Here is a 15,249-nt window from a genome sequence, read left to right as displayed (position 1 = left end):
AACCAAATGGGAAATCTCCGGTGAAGTTCGTAAAGTATTTATTCATCCTTGCAGTCTGTTGCATTCTGCTGGGAGCAGGCTCGATTTACGGTTTGTACAAATATATTGAGCCACAGCTACCTGATGTCGCCACGCTTCGCGATGTGCGTCTCCAGATCCCGATGCAGGTCTATAGCGCCGATGGCGAGCTCATGGCGCAGTATGGCGAGAAGCGTCGTATTCCGTTGACCTTAAACCAAATCCCCCCGGTGATGGTGAAAGCCTTTATCGCCACGGAGGACAGCCGTTTTTACGAGCACCACGGTGTCGATCCGGTGGGGATTTTCCGTGCCGCGAGCATTGCGCTGTTCTCAGGTCACGCCTCTCAGGGGGCGAGCACCATTACGCAGCAGCTGGCGCGTAACTTCTTCCTCAGCCCTGAAAAGACGCTGACCCGTAAGATCAAAGAGGTGTTCCTTGCGATCCGTATTGAGCAGCTGCTGAGCAAAGACGAGATCCTTGAGCTGTACCTCAACAAAATCTACCTGGGCTACCGTGCCTATGGCGTGGGGGCGGCCGCGCAGGTGTACTTCGGTAAGCCTGTTGAGCAGCTCACCCTAAGCGAAATGGCCACCATCGCCGGTTTGCCAAAAGCGCCATCCACATTTAACCCGCTCTACTCGCTCGACCGCGCCACTGCCCGTCGTAACGTCGTCCTGTCACGTATGCTGAGCGAAGGCTATATCAGCCAGAGCGAGTATGACCAGGCGCGCAACGACGTCATTGACGCTAACTACCACGCCCCGGAGATCGCCTTCTCAGCGCCTTACCTGACCGAAATGGTTCGCCAGGAGATGGTGAATCGCTATGGCGACAAGGCCTATGAAGATGGCTATCGCGTGTACACCACCGTCACCCGTAAAGTGCAGCAGGCGGCGCAGGAAGCGGTACGCAACAACGTGATAGACTACGATATGCGTCACGGCTATCGCGGCCCCTCAAACGTGCTCTGGAAGGTGGGCGAAAGCGCGTGGGACAGCAAAAAAATCACCAGTACGCTAAGAGCGCTGCCTACCTACGGTCCGCTCCTTCCTGCGGTGGTGACGCAGGCCGATCCTCAGGAAGCCGTTGCAACGCTCGCGGACGGTACGTCCGTCTCCCTGCGCATGGACGGTATCCGTTGGGCGCGTCCGTACCGTTCGGATACCCTGCAGGGCGCCACGCCGCGTAAAGTGACCGATGCGGTACAGACCGGGCAGCAAATCTGGGTGCGCAAGGTCGGCGAATCCTGGTGGCTGGCGCAGGTGCCGGACGTCAACTCTGCCCTGGTTTCTATCAATCCGCAGAACGGCGCTGTACTGGCCCTGGTCGGCGGGTTCGATTTCAACCAGAGCAAATTTAACCGCGCCACCCAGGCGCTGCGTCAGGTCGGTTCCAATATCAAACCGTTCCTCTACACGGCCGCGATGGATAAGGGGCTGACTCTCGCCAGCATCCTCAACGACGTGCCGATCTCCCGCTGGGATGCGGGTGCAGGTTCCGACTGGCAGCCGAAGAACTCCCCTGCGGAGTATGCCGGCCCGATTCGCCTTCGTCAGGGTCTGGGACAGTCGAAAAACGTGGTGATGGTGCGTGCCATGCGCGCGATGGGCGTCGACTATGCCGCAGAGTATCTGCAGCGCTTCGGTTTCCCGGCGCAGAACATCGTTCGCACCGAGTCGCTGGCGTTAGGCTCAGCCTCCTTTACGCCGCTTCAGGTCGCGCGCGGATACTCGGTGATGGCCAACGGCGGCTTCCTGATTGACCCGTACTTCATCAGCAAGATCGAGAACGATGAGGGCGGCGTGCTGTTCGAGGCGAAGCCGAAAATTGCCTGCCCTGACTGCGATATTCCGGTCATTTATGGCAATACGCCGAAATCCGAGGTGCTTGAGAATAAGGACATGGAAGATCCTGCCGTGTCGCAGGAGCAGCAGAACGGCGTGGTGCCGCAGCCGCAGCTCGAGCAGGCGAACCAGGCGCTGGTCGCGCAGACCGGCGCGCAGGAGTACGCCCCGCATGTGATCAACACGCCGCTGTCGTTCCTGATCAAGAGCGCGCTGAACACCAATATCTTCGGTGAGCCAGGCTGGCAGGGTACCGGCTGGCGCGCAGGGCGCGATCTGCAGCGCCATGATATCGGCGGTAAAACGGGGACAACCAACAGCTCGAAAGACGCGTGGTTCTCCGGTTACGGTCCCGGCGTAGTGACCTCGGTCTGGATCGGCTTCGACGATCACCGCCGCGATTTAGGACGTACCACGGCATCCGGCGCGATTAAAGATCAGATTTCCGGCTACGAAGGCGGCGCGAAGAGCGCGCAACCGGCCTGGGACGCCTACATGAAGTCCGTTCTTGAAGGCGTGCCGGAGCAGCCGCTGACGCCACCGCCGGGCGTGGTGACGGTCAATATCGACCGCAGCACGGGCCAGCTCGCCAACGGTGGTAACAGTCGCGAAGAGTATTTCATTGAGGGCACGCAGCCAACCACACAGGCGGTGCATGAGGTGGGTACAGAGATCATCGATAACGGCGAAACGCACGAGCTGTTCTAAAAATAAAAATGCCCGGTAAAAACCGGGCAAAGCATCGTAGGCCGGGTAAGGCGAAGCCGCCACCCGGCTTTTTTATGGCCTACAGTCGCCCCTGCCCCTTCAACCACTCCCGTACCAGGAACAGCGCGCTCACGTTGCGAGCCTCATTAAAGTCAGGGTCTTCCAGCAGATCCATCAGGTGCGCCAGCGGCCAGCGAACCTGCGGCAGCGGCTCCGGCTCATCCCCTTCCAGCGATTCAGGATAGAGATCTTCCGCCACCACGATATTCATTTTGCTGGAAAAATAGGACGGCGCCATGCTCAGTTTTTTCAGGAATGAAAGCTCATTCGCCCCGAAGCCCACCTCTTCTTTCAGCTCGCGGTTGGCCGCTTCAAAGACGGTTTCACCCGGGTCGATGAGCCCTTTCGAGAACCCAAGCTCGTAAGATTCCGTTCCCACCGCGTATTCGCGGATCAAAATCAGATGATCGTCGACAATCGGCACAATCATCACCGCTTCGCGCGACGAGGGGCGCATACGTTCATAAACGCGACGCACACCGTTGCTGAACTCCAGATCCACACTTTCGACATTAAACAGGCGCGATTTGGCGACAGTTTCAACATTCAGAATGGTGGGTTTTTGTAGTGGTTTGCTCATCTTGATGGGTCTTAGCAGTGAGAACTGGGGTTATTGTGCGATACGCCGCACGGTTTCGGCAATGTCAATTGTTCTTTATTTACATTTATGCAACGTATTTGGGATCAATCCTCAATTCAAAACAAATGTCAAGAGGTTGAAATGTTTCCAGGAATTTGCTGATATCGCGCCATAACAGGCTTTGCTATCATCACCGGTCACTGGGATGCGCTTCAGAATGCTCAAGTTCGACTCCATACTTGCCGATAGCCAACCACAGACACTCATTCAATGTAAAGGTGCTACTGACTACACCTGTAAGAAGATAAGTAAGATGGGGAAAGCATGAGCACCATTTTGATTGTTCTCGCTGCTATGCTGGCCGGCGCATTGGTTGCAGGGTGGTTGTACAGGCGTCGCGTACAGCGACGTTATCGTCTGCCCTTTTTAAATGCATTTGCGGGCGCGACCACGCGTAAACTCACGCAAGAAGAGCGCGATGCAGTTGAAAACTATCTCGAAATCCTGAACCGTTCTCAGCTCACGCCTGGGCCAACGGGAGCCACCACTGCGCCCGTCGCGCTAAAGCTTAATGCGCAAAGTGACACCGTGCTCTGCGTGACGCGTTCCATCACGCGCTACGGCATTACCACTGATGACCCCAACAAATGGCGCTATTACCTGGATTCCGTCGAAGTGCATCTGCCTCCGTCATGGGAGCAATACATTAATGACGAAAACAGCGTTGAGCTGATTCACACCGATTCATTGCCTCTGGTTATCTCGCTTAACGGCCACACGCTGAATGAATATCTTCAGGAAGCCCCGCGTTTTGCGCTGGAACGCGCCAGTTCAACGCAGGCCTCCATTCGTGGCGAAGAGACAGAGCAGATTGAACTGCTGAACATTCGCCAGGAAACCCATGAAGAGTACGCCCTGAGCCGACCGGACGGTATTCGTGAAGCTCTGCTGATCGTCGCCGCTTTCCTGCTCTTTTTTATCTGCCTGCTGACGCCGGATGTGTTTGTCCCCTGGCTGGCAGGCGGTGCGGTGCTGCTGCTGGCGGGCGGACTTTGGGGGCTCTTTGCTCCACCGGCCAAAACCTCGTTGCGCGAGATCCACTGCCTGCGTGGTACGCCAAAGCGCTGGGGTCTGTTCGGTGAAAACGATCAGGAACACCTCAACAATATTTCGCTGGGAATTATTGACCTGATCTACCCGCGCCACTGGCAACCGTGGATTGCGCAGGATCTGGGCCAGAAAACCGATATTGATATCTACCTTGACCGCCACGTTGTGCGTCAGGGGCGCTTCTTATCCCTGCATGATGAAGTGAAAAATTTCCCGCTTCAGCACTGGCTTCGCAGCACGGTCATTGCCGGAGGCGCGGCGCTGGTCTTAGTCATGCTGCTGCTCTTTGTGCCGCTGGATATGCCCATCAAATTCACCCTGTCGTGGATCAAAGGGGCGCAAACCATTGAAGCGACCAGCGTCAACAAGCTGGATGAAGCCGGTGTCCGCGTGGGGGACACGCTGCGCCTGAAGGGAACCGGGATGTGTAATATTCACACGCCGGGGGCATGGAACACGCGCCAGAACTCACCGTTTATGCCGTTTGATTGCTCGCAAATTATCTGGAACGACGCACCGCCGCTGCCGCTGCCGGAATCCGAAGTGGTGAATAAAGCCACGGCCCTCACCCAGACGGTTAACCGCCAGCTGCACCCGAAACCGGACGATGATTCGCGCGTCAGCCCCGCGCTGCGCTCGGCCATTCAAAAGTCAGGCATGGTTCTGCTGGATGATTTTGGTGACATCGTTCTGAAAACGCAGGATCTCTGTTCTTCGCAGGATGAGTGCATACGTCTTAAAAATGCCCTGGTAAACCTGGGGAACAGTAAAGACTGGGACTCGCTGGTGAAACGCGCAGAAGCGGGGCGGCTGGATGGCGTCAACGTGCTGCTGCGTCCGGTGAGCGCTGAATCGCTGGATAACCTGGTCGCCACTTCCACGTCGCCGTTCATGATGCGCGAGACCACTCGAGCGGCTCAGGCGCTGAACAGCCCGGCACCGGGCGGGTTTGTGATTGTCAGCGATGAGGGCAGCGACCTGGTCGATCAGCCTTACCCGCAGGTTGCGCTTTACGACTACCCGGCGCAGGAGCAGTGGAGTCAATTCCAGCGCCTGGCGCAGATGCTGATGCAAACGCCGTTCAGTGCCGAAGGGATCGTCACAAGCCTCTACACCGACGCCAACGGTACTCGCCATATCGGCCTGCACCGGATGCCGGATAGCGCAGGGCTGTGGCGTTATATCGGCACCTCTCTGCTGATGACCGCAATGCTAATCGCCATTTTCTGGAACGGCTTTATGGCCCTGCGCCGCTACCAGCGCTCGCGCACCCGGCTTGCCGAGATCCAGCAATATTACGAAAACTGCCTCAATCCTAAGCTGATCCCCTCCTCTGAGAGCCTGATCTGATAACGTCGTTGCGCGGCAAGATGTGCTACCCTGTCGCGCACGTTTCTTCTGGCTGGAGTTCCCCTTATGCATCTTGATATCGCCTGGCAGGAGGTTGATACCGTTCTGCTGGATATGGACGGCACGCTGCTCGATCTCGCCTTTGATAACTATTTCTGGCAAACGCTGGTTCCAGAAACCTATGGCGAGCAGCAGGGGATCTCCCCGGCAGAAGCGCAGGCATTCATTCGTTCGCAATATAGTGCCGTGCAACATACGCTAAACTGGTACTGTCTTGACTACTGGAGCGAGCGCCTCGGTCTGGATATTTGTGCCATGACCACCGCCCAGGGTCCACGCGCCGTGCTGCGCGAGGATACGGTTCCGTTCCTGGACGCGCTGAAAGCAAGCGGCAAGCGCCGCATTTTGCTGACCAACGCGCATCCCCATAACCTGGCCGTGAAGCTGGAGCATACGGGTCTGGCATCACACCTTGATTTATTACTTTCCACCCACACATTTGGTTATCCGAAAGAGGATCAGCGGTTGTGGCATGCGGTGAAGGAAGAGACGGGTTTGCAGCCGGAACGCACGCTGTTCATTGATGACAGCGAACCCATTCTGGATTCCGCGGCTAAGTTTGGCATTCGCTATTGTCTGGGCGTCACCAATCCTGACTCTGGCCTGGCTGAAAAAAGCTATCTGCGCCATCCGGGACTGAACGACTATCGCCAGATGATCCCCTCACTGACCGTGAAGGAGAGGCCATGAAAGAAAAACCCTCTGACGGGGTAAGACTGGATAAATGGCTGTGGGCGGCGCGTTTTTATAAGACGCGCGCCCTTGCCCGCGAGATGATTGACGGCGGAAAAGTGCATTACAACGGCCAGCGCAGCAAACCAAGCAAGCTGGTTGAGCTGAATGCCACCTTAACGCTGCGTCAGGGCAACGATGAACGTACGGTAGTGATTAAAGCCATTACCGAACAACGACGGCCGGCAGCCGAAGCCGTACTGCTTTATGAAGAGACGGCGGAAAGCATAGAAAAGCGCGAGAAGACCGCGCTGGCGCGCAAAATGAATGCGCTGACCATGCCCCACCCGGACCGGCGACCGGACAAAAAAGAGCGCCGCGATCTGATGAAATTTAAACACGGTGAGACCGAGTAACCCTCACCTGCACGAGAGACTATTATGGCCCAACACGACCAATTACACCGCTATCTGTTTGAACAATTCGCCGTGCGCGGCGAGCTGGTCACCGTATCCGAAACCTGGAAACAGATTCTGGAAAACCACAACTACCCGCTGCCGGTGAAGACCCTGTTGGGCGAACTGCTGGTTGCCACCAGCCTGCTCACGGCGACGCTGAAATTTGCCGGTGATATCACCGTGCAGCTGCAGGGTGACGGCCCGATGACGCTGGCGGTCATCAACGGCAATAACCAGCAGCAGATGCGCGGCGTGGCGCGCGTTCAGGGCGACGTGCCTGAGAATGCTGACCTCAAAACGCTGGTGGGTAATGGCTACCTGGTGATCACCATCTCCCCAGAGGAAGGTGAGCGCTATCAGGGCGTGGTGGGTCTGGAAGGCGATACCCTCGCAGCCTGCCTGGAAGATTACTTCATGCGTTCTGAACAGTTGCCGACGCGCCTGTTCATCCGCACCGGTGAAGTGGACGGCCAGCCTGCTGCGGGCGGGATGCTGCTGCAGGTTCTGCCTGCGCAGGACGCGCAGACCAATGATTTTGAGCACCTGGCGACGCTGACCGAAACCATCAAAGCGGAAGAACTGTTCAACCTGTCGGCGACCGACGTGCTGTGGCGTCTGTACCACGAAGAAGAAGTGACCGTCTACGACCCGCAGTCTGTAGAGTTTAAGTGCACCTGCTCCCGCGAGCGTTGCGCTGGCGCACTGAAAACCCTGCCGGATGAAGAGATCGACAGCATCATGGCGGAAGACGGCGAAATTGATATGCACTGTGACTACTGCGGTACGCACTATGTGTTCAATTCGATGGATATCGCTGAGATCCGCAATAACGCCTCCCCGGCGGATCCGCAGGTTCACTAAACCTCTCTTCCCCTCACCTTAACCTTCTCCCCAAAGGGGAGAAGGCTGGGCTGAGGGGAAAAAAACTCCACCCAAGCTGAATCGTTTTCCCAATGTAACTCTTACGTAATTTTCTTACGTGTATGCGATTACATTCACATTCTCTCCGATAAAATCACCAGCCTTTAACCTTTTCGGAACATTTTCCCCAACCAAAAAGCGATTCCTGCGATAATCCGCCTGCGCTGTGACTGGAGTTGCAGCGTTTTCCGTTAGTAAGGGTTTTGTCCAGATGCGTGAATCTATGAGCCCCGTCGCGGTAAACAACCTCAGAAAAACCCTACAATTTCAGGCAGTACATATTGGCTAAGGAGCAGTGATATGCGTGTTACTGGTTTAACCCCGCAAGATCTCAAGGCTTATGGTATTCACGACGTCCAGGAAGTCGTCTACAACCCCGACTACGATACGCTGTATCAGGAAGAGCTCAATCCAGCACTGGAAGGATACGAGCGCGGTGTGTTGACGAATCTTGGTGCTATCGCCGTCGATACCGGTATCTTTACCGGTCGTTCGCCGAAAGATAAGTATATCGTCCGAGACGAAACCACCCGCGATACGCTGTGGTGGGCTGACAAGGGCAAAGGGAAGAACGACAACAAACCGCTCTCTCCGGAAACCTGGCAGCACCTGAAAGGGCTCGTCACCCATCAACTTTCCGGCAAGCGTTTGTTTATTGTCGACGCTTTCTGCGGCGCTAACGCCGACACCCGTCTCTCCGTACGTTTTATCACCGAAGTGGCCTGGCAGGCGCATTTCGTGAAAAACATGTTTATCCGTCCAACCGACGAAGAGCTGCAGGACTTCACCCCTGATTTCATCGTGATGAACGGCGCGAAATGCACCAACCCACAGTGGAAAGAGCAGGGTCTGAACTCCGAAAACTTTGTTGCCTTCAACCTGACCGAGCGTATCCAGCTGATCGGCGGTACCTGGTACGGCGGCGAAATGAAGAAAGGGATGTTCTCGGTCATGAACTACCTGCTGCCGCTGCGGGGCATCGCCTCCATGCACTGCTCGGCTAACGTCGGTGAAAAAGGCGACGTGGCGGTCTTCTTCGGCCTTTCCGGCACCGGGAAAACCACCCTGTCTACCGATCCAAAACGTCGTCTGATTGGTGATGACGAACACGGCTGGGATGACGACGGCGTATTCAACTTTGAAGGCGGCTGCTACGCGAAGACCATTCGCCTGTCTGAAGAGGCCGAGCCGGATATCTTCCACGCGATCCGTCGCGATGCGCTGCTGGAAAACGTCACCGTGCGTGCCGACGGCTCCATCGACTTCGACGATGCGTCGAAAACAGAAAACACCCGCGTCTCTTATCCGATCTACCACATCGACAATATCGTGAAGCCGGTGTCGAAAGCGGGTCATGCCACGAAGGTTATTTTCCTGACGGCGGATGCGTTCGGCGTGCTGCCTCCGGTGTCTCGCCTGACGGCCAGCCAGACGCAGTACCACTTCCTCTCCGGTTTCACCGCCAAGCTGGCGGGTACCGAGCGCGGTGTAACGGAGCCAACCCCAACCTTCTCCGCCTGCTTCGGCGCAGCCTTCCTGTCGCTGCACCCGACGCAGTACGCTGAAGTGCTGGTGAAACGCATGCAGGCATCCGGCGCGCAGGCATACCTGGTGAACACCGGCTGGAACGGCACCGGCAAACGTATCTCCATCAAAGATACCCGCGCCATTATCGACGCCATTCTGGATGGTTCTCTGGACGACGCCGAAACCTTCACGCTGCCGATGTTTGACCTGGCGATCCCAACGTCGCTGCCGGGTGTGGATACGCATATCCTCGACCCGCGCAATACGTACGGTTCGCCGGAGCAGTGGCGTGAGAAAGCGGAATCGCTGGCGAAGCTGTTTATCGAGAACTTCGAGAAGTATACCGATACCCCGGCGGGTGCTGCGCTGGTGAGTGCGGGTCCAAAACTGTAGTCCATGTCGGGTGGCGGCTTCGCCTTACCCGACCTACAAAAAAGGGTGGCTCGTGCCACCCTTTTTTCAACTCTCTTTCACCTGCCCTCGCGTCACCGGAACCGGCAACCAGGCGCGAATGCTCAACCCCCCCCGCTCGCTGGTACCAATCTCCAGCAACCCGTTATGGTTATCCACAATACGCTGCACAATCGCCAGGCCTAAGCCCGTACCGCTGGTGCTGCGCGCGCTGTCGCCGCGCACAAACGGCTGGAACAGATGCTTACGCTGCTCGGGCTTGATGCCCGGACCGTCGTCTTCCACCTGGAACCAGGCGCGGTTGAGCTCAGAGCCGCTGCTGACCTTAATCCAACCGTTGCCGTAGCGCGCCGCGTTAACCACCATGTTGGCCACCGCGCGCTTAATGGAGAGCGGGTGCATACGTACCTGGATCTCGCCCGCCTGAAGGTCGGTATCAATTTCACGCTCGTAGCCGCTTTCCGCCGCCACCACTTCGCCCAGCACCGCGTTCAGATCCGCCATCTCCATCGGCATCTCCTGACCGGTGCGCAGGTAGTCGATGAACTGCTCGATGATGGCGTTGCACTCTTCGATATCCTTGTTGATGGACTCGGCAAGATAACCGTCCTCTTCTCCCATCATTTCCGTCGCCAGACGGATACGCGTCAGGGGGGTGCGCAGGTCATGGCTCACGCCCGCCATTAGCAGCGTACGGTCATCCGCCAGCTGCTTCACGCCTGCCGCCATATGGTTAAACGCACGCGTCACCGAGCGGACTTCCGAGGCGCCATACTCGCGCAGCGGAGGAGGAATAATGCCTTTACCGACCTGCAGCGCAGCGTGCTCCAGGTCGACCAGCGGTCGGTTCTGTATACGGATAAACAGCCAGGCCCCGCCTATCGCCAGCAGCATAATCGCCAGGGTATAGCGGAACAGCGGCGAGAAATCGCCCTGATGGATTTCGGTCAGCGGGACGCGCACCCAGATGTTGGGTGACAGCCAGGTTTTCAGCCAGACGACGGGCGAGCTTTTGTTGACCTCAACGCGCACTTCCGTCGGGCCGCCCAGCTGTTGCGCCATCTGCTGGCTGAGGAATTCATAGTGCTGCGCCCAGCGCAGGCCCGCGTCTTCCGCCGCTTCATTCGAGTAGAGCGAAATGCCCAGTTCACGATAGATTTCACGACGAAACGCCGGGGGAACGACGAGCTGTGTGCCGTCCTCCAGCTGCAGCTTATCGGTCATCAGCATACGCACTTCGTAGGCCAGGACCTTATTGAACTGCTGGAGGCTCGGCAGGATCGCAAAGTTCAACACCACCAGGTAGGTCGTCACCAGACTGACGAACAGCAGGGTGACGATCAGTAACAGGGTGCGGGCAAACGAGCTTCGCGGCGAGAAGCGCATTCGCCTCATGCTTTAGAGCCGTCCGGGACGAACACGTAGCCCAGACCCCATACGGTCTGAATATAACGAGGATGCGCCGGATCTTCTTCCACCATGCGGCGCAGGCGGGAGATCTGCACGTCGATAGAGCGTTCCATAGCGGAGTATTCGCGACCGCGCGCCAGGTTCATCAGCTTGTCACGAGAAAGCGGTTCACGCGGGTGGCTGACCAGCGCTTTCAGGACCGCAAACTCGCCGCTGGTGAGCGGCATTGGCTCGTCTTCACGGAACATTTCGCGCGTGCCGAGGTTCAGCTTGAACTTGCCGAAGGCAATAACGGCTTCTTCCTGCGACGGCGCGCCCGGCAGTTCGTTCGCCTGACGACGCAGCACGGCGCGAATGCGCGCCAGCAGTTCACGCGGGTTAAACGGTTTTGGAATATAGTCGTCGGCGCCGATTTCGAGGCCCACGATACGGTCAACTTCTTCGCCCTTCGCCGTCACCATGATGATCGGCATCGGGTTGCTCTGGCTGCGCAGACGGCGGCAGATAGAAAGCCCATCTTCGCCAGGCAGCATCAGGTCGAGAACCATCAGATGGAAAGATTCACGGGTCAGCAGACGGTCCATCTGCTCAGCGTTCGCGACGCTACGAACCTGGAAGCCCTGCTCGGTCAGATAACGTTCCAGCAGCGCACGCAGGCGCATGTCGTCATCCACGACCAGAATTTTGTAGTTTTCTTGCATTGTGTGTACTCCCAAAGGTTCGGATAGTCTTTGTAACAGCGTATTCTAAAAAAGTGCACGTATTCGACCAGTTAATTCTGGTATAAATTCTAGTCGAAATTGTTACAAAGCATATTTAACAGCAGCTTATCTGTTCATTTCATCACATAAATCATTATTAATCCTGTCTGTTACACTGTGTGGTACGTATTGTGCGCAAAACAGAGAACCGGCAGCAAAGGCAGCACCATGAAAACGCCCCTGATCACCCGCGAAGGGTACGAGAAACTCAAAAAAGAGATGGATTTCCTCTGGCGCGAAGAGCGTCCTGAGGTAACCAAAAAGGTGACCTGGGCCGCGAGCCTGGGCGATCGCAGCGAAAACGCTGACTACCAATACAACAAGAAGCGGCTGCGCGAAATTGACCGCCGGGTACGCTATCTGACGAAATGCCTCGAAAATCTAAAAATTGTCGATTACTCCCCGCAGCAGGAGGGCAAAGTGTTCTTCGGCGCGTGGGTGGAGATTGAAAACGACGACGGTGACACCCTGCGCTTTCGCATTGTCGGCTACGATGAAATTTTTGGTCGTAAGGATTACATCTCCATCGACTCGCCGATGGCCCGCGCGCTGCTGAAAAAGGAAGTGGGCGATCTGGCCGTCGTGCAGACCCCAGCCGGTGAAGCCAGCTGGTACGTTAATGAGATCGTCTACGTAAAATAGTCCGAGAGCGCCCTCCCCGGCTGGCATTTTGCCCTGTCAGCCCGTATAACTATCCCCTGATTTTTTCGACTCGACAGATGATAAAGCCATGATGAAAGATTCGCTCTGCCGCATTATTGCGGGTGAACTTCAGGCCAGAGCCGAACAGGTAGAAGCTGCCGTTCGCCTGCTTGATGAAGGGAACACCGTGCCGTTTATTGCACGCTATCGTAAGGAAGTCACCGGCGGTCTGGATGACACGCAGCTGCGTAACCTGGAAACCCGTCTCGGTTATCTGCGCGAACTGGAAGAACGTCGTCAGGCGATCCTCAAATCCATCGGCGAACAGGGCAAGCTGACCAGCGAACTGGAAAACGCCATCAATGGCACCCTGAGCAAAACCGAACTCGAAGACCTCTATCTGCCGTACAAGCCGAAGCGCCGTACGCGCGGACAGATTGCGATTGAAGCGGGTCTTGAGCCGCTGGCCGACCTGCTGTGGAACGAACCGTCCCACGATCCGGATACCGAAGCGGCGAGATTCATCGACGCCGACAAAGGCGTAGCGGACACCAAGGCCGCCCTCGACGGCGCGCGCTATATTCTGATGGAGCGCTTCGCCGAAGACGCTGCCCTGCTCGCCAAAGTGCGTGATTACCTGTGGAAGAACGCCCACATCGTCTCTACCGTCGTCGCGGGTAAAGAGGAAGAAGGCGCGAAATTCCGCGACTACTTCGATCACCACGAACCGATTTCCACCACCCCTTCCCACCGCGCGCTGGCAATGTTCCGCGGCCGCAACGAAGGCGTGCTGCAACTCTCCCTGAACGCCGACCCGCAGTTTGACGAGCCGCCGAAAGAGAGCCACTGCGAGCAGATCATCATCGACCATCTCGGCCTGCGCCTGAACAACGCCCCGGCTGATAGCTGGCGTAAAGGCGTGGTGAGCTGGACCTGGCGCATCAAGGTGCTGATGCACCTCGAAACCGAGCTGATGGGCACCGTGCGCGAACGTGCTGAAGATGAAGCGATTAACGTCTTCGCCCGCAACCTGCACGACCTGCTGATGGCCGCCCCTGCTGGCCTGCGCGCGACCATGGGTCTCGATCCGGGTCTGCGTACCGGTGTAAAAGTCGCTGTCGTTGACGGCACCGGCAAGCTGGTCGCCACCGACACCATCTATCCGCACACCGGCCAGGCAGCGAAAGCGGCCGTCGTGGTGGCGGCGCTGTGCGAAAAATACAACGTCGAGCTGGTCGCCATCGGCAACGGTACGGCGTCCCGCGAAACCGAGCGTTTCTATCTCGACGTGCAGAAGCAGTTCCCGAAAGTGACGGCACAGAAAGTGATCGTCAGCGAGGCCGGGGCGTCCGTCTATTCCGCGTCCGAGCTGGCGGCACAGGAGTTCCCGGACCTGGACGTTTCCCTGCGCGGCGCGGTCTCGATCGCTCGCCGTCTGCAGGATCCGCTGGCGGAACTGGTGAAGATCGATCCGAAATCGATCGGCGTGGGCCAGTATCAGCACGATGTGAGCCAGACTCAGCTGGCGCGCAAGCTGGATGCGGTCGTGGAAGACTGCGTAAACGCCGTTGGCGTTGACCTGAACACCGCCTCCGTTCCTCTGCTGACCCGCGTGGCGGGCTTAACCCGCATGATGGCGCAGAACATCGTCGCCTGGCGCGACGAGAACGGCCAGTTCCAGAACCGTCAGCAGCTGCTGAAGGTAAGCCGTCTGGGGCCAAAAGCGTTTGAGCAGTGCGCGGGCTTCCTGCGCATCAACCACGGCGATAACCCGCTCGATGCCTCCACCGTTCACCCGGAAGCGTATCCGGTGGTGGAACGCATCCTGGCCGCTACTCAGCAGGCGCTGAAAGATCTCATGGGCGACAGTAGCGCCCTGCGCAACCTGAAAGCCGTTGATTTCACCGACGATAAATTTGGTGTGCCAACCGTTACCGACATTATCAAAGAGCTGGAAAAACCGGGCCGCGATCCGCGTCCTGAGTTCAAAACCGCGACCTTTGCTGACGGTATCGAGACCATGAACGACCTGCTGCCAGGCATGGTGCTGGAAGGTGCGGTGACTAACGTCACCAACTTTGGCGCGTTCGTGGATATCGGCGTGCATCAGGATGGCCTGGTCCATATCTCATCCCTTGCCGACAAGTTCGTTGAAGACCCGCACACCGTGGTCAAAGCGGGCGACATCGTGAAGGTCAAAGTGCTGGAAGTGGACCTGCAGCGCAAGCGTATCGCGCTCACCATGCGTCTGGACGAGCAGCCGGGTGACACCAACGCGCGCCGCGGCGGCAATGGCGGTGGCCGCGAGCAGCAGCGTCCGGCCGCGAAAGCGGCAAAACCGCGCGGGCGGGATGCCCAGCCTGCAGGCAACAGCGCGATGATGGATGCACTGGCGGCCGCGATGGGTAAAAAACGCTAAGGTCATAAATGCCCGGTGGCGCTGCGCTTACCGGGCCTAAGGTTTTGTAGGCCGGGCAAACGCAGTGCCGCCCGGCAAGCAGGCCGCAGGGAATTAAAAATAAATAGTGTGTAGCCATATTTAAACCGCGAATTATCACCCCGTTAACAAATACTCCGCTTTTCGTTTTCCCGGCATTTCAGCAAATATTGAGCAAGGTCAAAAAGGCCGTAAATTAATATCGCAAACAACATTCCGTCACAGTTTTAATATTGCTGATAAAAACTATTCTCATTATCATCGCATAGTAGATAAT

The 15,249-nt window shown here is 57.2% G+C and carries 11 protein-coding genes; 8 read left to right on the top strand and 3 right to left on the bottom strand.

Going from position 1 to position 15,249, the window contains the following annotated elements; genetic code table 11:
- The first annotated feature begins 20 nt into the window (after window positions 1–20).
- Window positions 21–2,573 carry a peptidoglycan glycosyltransferase/peptidoglycan DD-transpeptidase MrcA gene (mrcA, locus tag BFG58_RS21920; RefSeq protein WP_069720569.1) on the top strand — a complete coding sequence of 851 codons (2,553 nt, stop codon included), beginning with the start codon at window positions 21–23 and terminating at the stop codon, window positions 2,571–2,573.
- Between the two features lie 79 nt (window positions 2,574–2,652).
- Here mrcA and nudE read toward each other — a convergent pair whose 3' ends face one another.
- A complete protein-coding gene (gene nudE, locus BFG58_RS21915) occupies window positions 2,653–3,213 on the bottom strand; it encodes an ADP compounds hydrolase NudE (RefSeq protein WP_008503041.1) in 561 nt (186 codons plus the stop codon).
- Between the two features lie 324 nt (window positions 3,214–3,537).
- Between nudE and BFG58_RS21905 the strand changes: the two genes are divergently transcribed.
- From BFG58_RS21905 to pckA, 5 genes are all read left to right on the top strand, one after another.
- Complete coding sequence (locus tag BFG58_RS21905; RefSeq protein ID WP_045909339.1) at window positions 3,538–5,673, top strand: intracellular growth attenuator family protein; 2,136 nt, start codon at window positions 3,538–3,540, stop codon at window positions 5,671–5,673.
- A 66-nt stretch (window positions 5,674–5,739) separates the two neighbouring features.
- Window positions 5,740–6,423, top strand: coding sequence for a GMP/IMP nucleotidase (yrfG, locus tag BFG58_RS21900; RefSeq protein ID WP_048027692.1), 684 nt, complete (start codon window positions 5,740–5,742; stop codon window positions 6,421–6,423).
- A complete protein-coding gene (gene hslR, locus BFG58_RS21895) occupies window positions 6,420–6,821 on the top strand; it encodes a ribosome-associated heat shock protein Hsp15 (RefSeq protein WP_063622743.1) in 402 nt (133 codons plus the stop codon). The genes yrfG and hslR overlap by 4 nt, the downstream gene beginning before the upstream one ends.
- Window positions 6,822–6,845: 24 nt before the next feature.
- Window positions 6,846–7,724 carry an Hsp33 family molecular chaperone HslO gene (gene hslO, locus BFG58_RS21890; protein WP_023309492.1) on the top strand — a complete coding sequence of 293 codons (879 nt, stop codon included), beginning with the start codon at window positions 6,846–6,848 and terminating at the stop codon, window positions 7,722–7,724.
- Between the two features lie 360 nt (window positions 7,725–8,084).
- Window positions 8,085–9,704, top strand: coding sequence for a phosphoenolpyruvate carboxykinase (ATP) (gene pckA, locus BFG58_RS21885; RefSeq protein ID WP_021242192.1), 1,620 nt, complete (start codon window positions 8,085–8,087; stop codon window positions 9,702–9,704).
- A gap of 66 nt (window positions 9,705–9,770) precedes the next feature.
- Here the strand turns inward: pckA and envZ are convergent, their stop codons facing one another.
- Window positions 9,771–11,117 (bottom strand): two-component system sensor histidine kinase EnvZ, encoded by a 1,347-nt coding sequence (envZ, locus tag BFG58_RS21880; protein ID WP_008503047.1) that lies wholly within the window; start codon window positions 11,115–11,117, stop codon window positions 9,771–9,773.
- Window positions 11,114–11,833, bottom strand: a complete 720-nt coding sequence (gene ompR / locus BFG58_RS21875) for a two-component system response regulator OmpR (RefSeq protein ID WP_001157751.1) — start codon at window positions 11,831–11,833, stop codon at window positions 11,114–11,116. The genes envZ and ompR overlap by 4 nt, the downstream gene beginning before the upstream one ends.
- A 228-nt stretch (window positions 11,834–12,061) precedes the next feature.
- On the opposite strand from ompR, the gene greB reads away from it, so the two are divergent.
- Both greB and BFG58_RS21865 read left to right on the top strand, forming a co-directional pair.
- Complete coding sequence (gene greB / locus BFG58_RS21870; protein WP_008503048.1) at window positions 12,062–12,535, top strand: transcription elongation factor GreB; 474 nt, start codon at window positions 12,062–12,064, stop codon at window positions 12,533–12,535.
- Window positions 12,536–12,623: 88 nt separating this feature from the next.
- Window positions 12,624–14,954, top strand: coding sequence for a Tex family protein (locus tag BFG58_RS21865; RefSeq protein ID WP_069720568.1), 2,331 nt, complete (start codon window positions 12,624–12,626; stop codon window positions 14,952–14,954).
- Window positions 14,955–15,249: the final 295 nt, after the last annotated feature.

Origin of the sequence: Enterobacter sp. ku-bf2 (genome assembly GCF_001742765.1) — a bacterium.
Taxonomy (GTDB): domain Bacteria; phylum Pseudomonadota; class Gammaproteobacteria; order Enterobacterales; family Enterobacteriaceae; genus Enterobacter; species Enterobacter quasiroggenkampii.
Note: the sequence above shows the minus strand (reverse complement) of the source record. Positions and strands in the feature narration are given on the sequence as shown.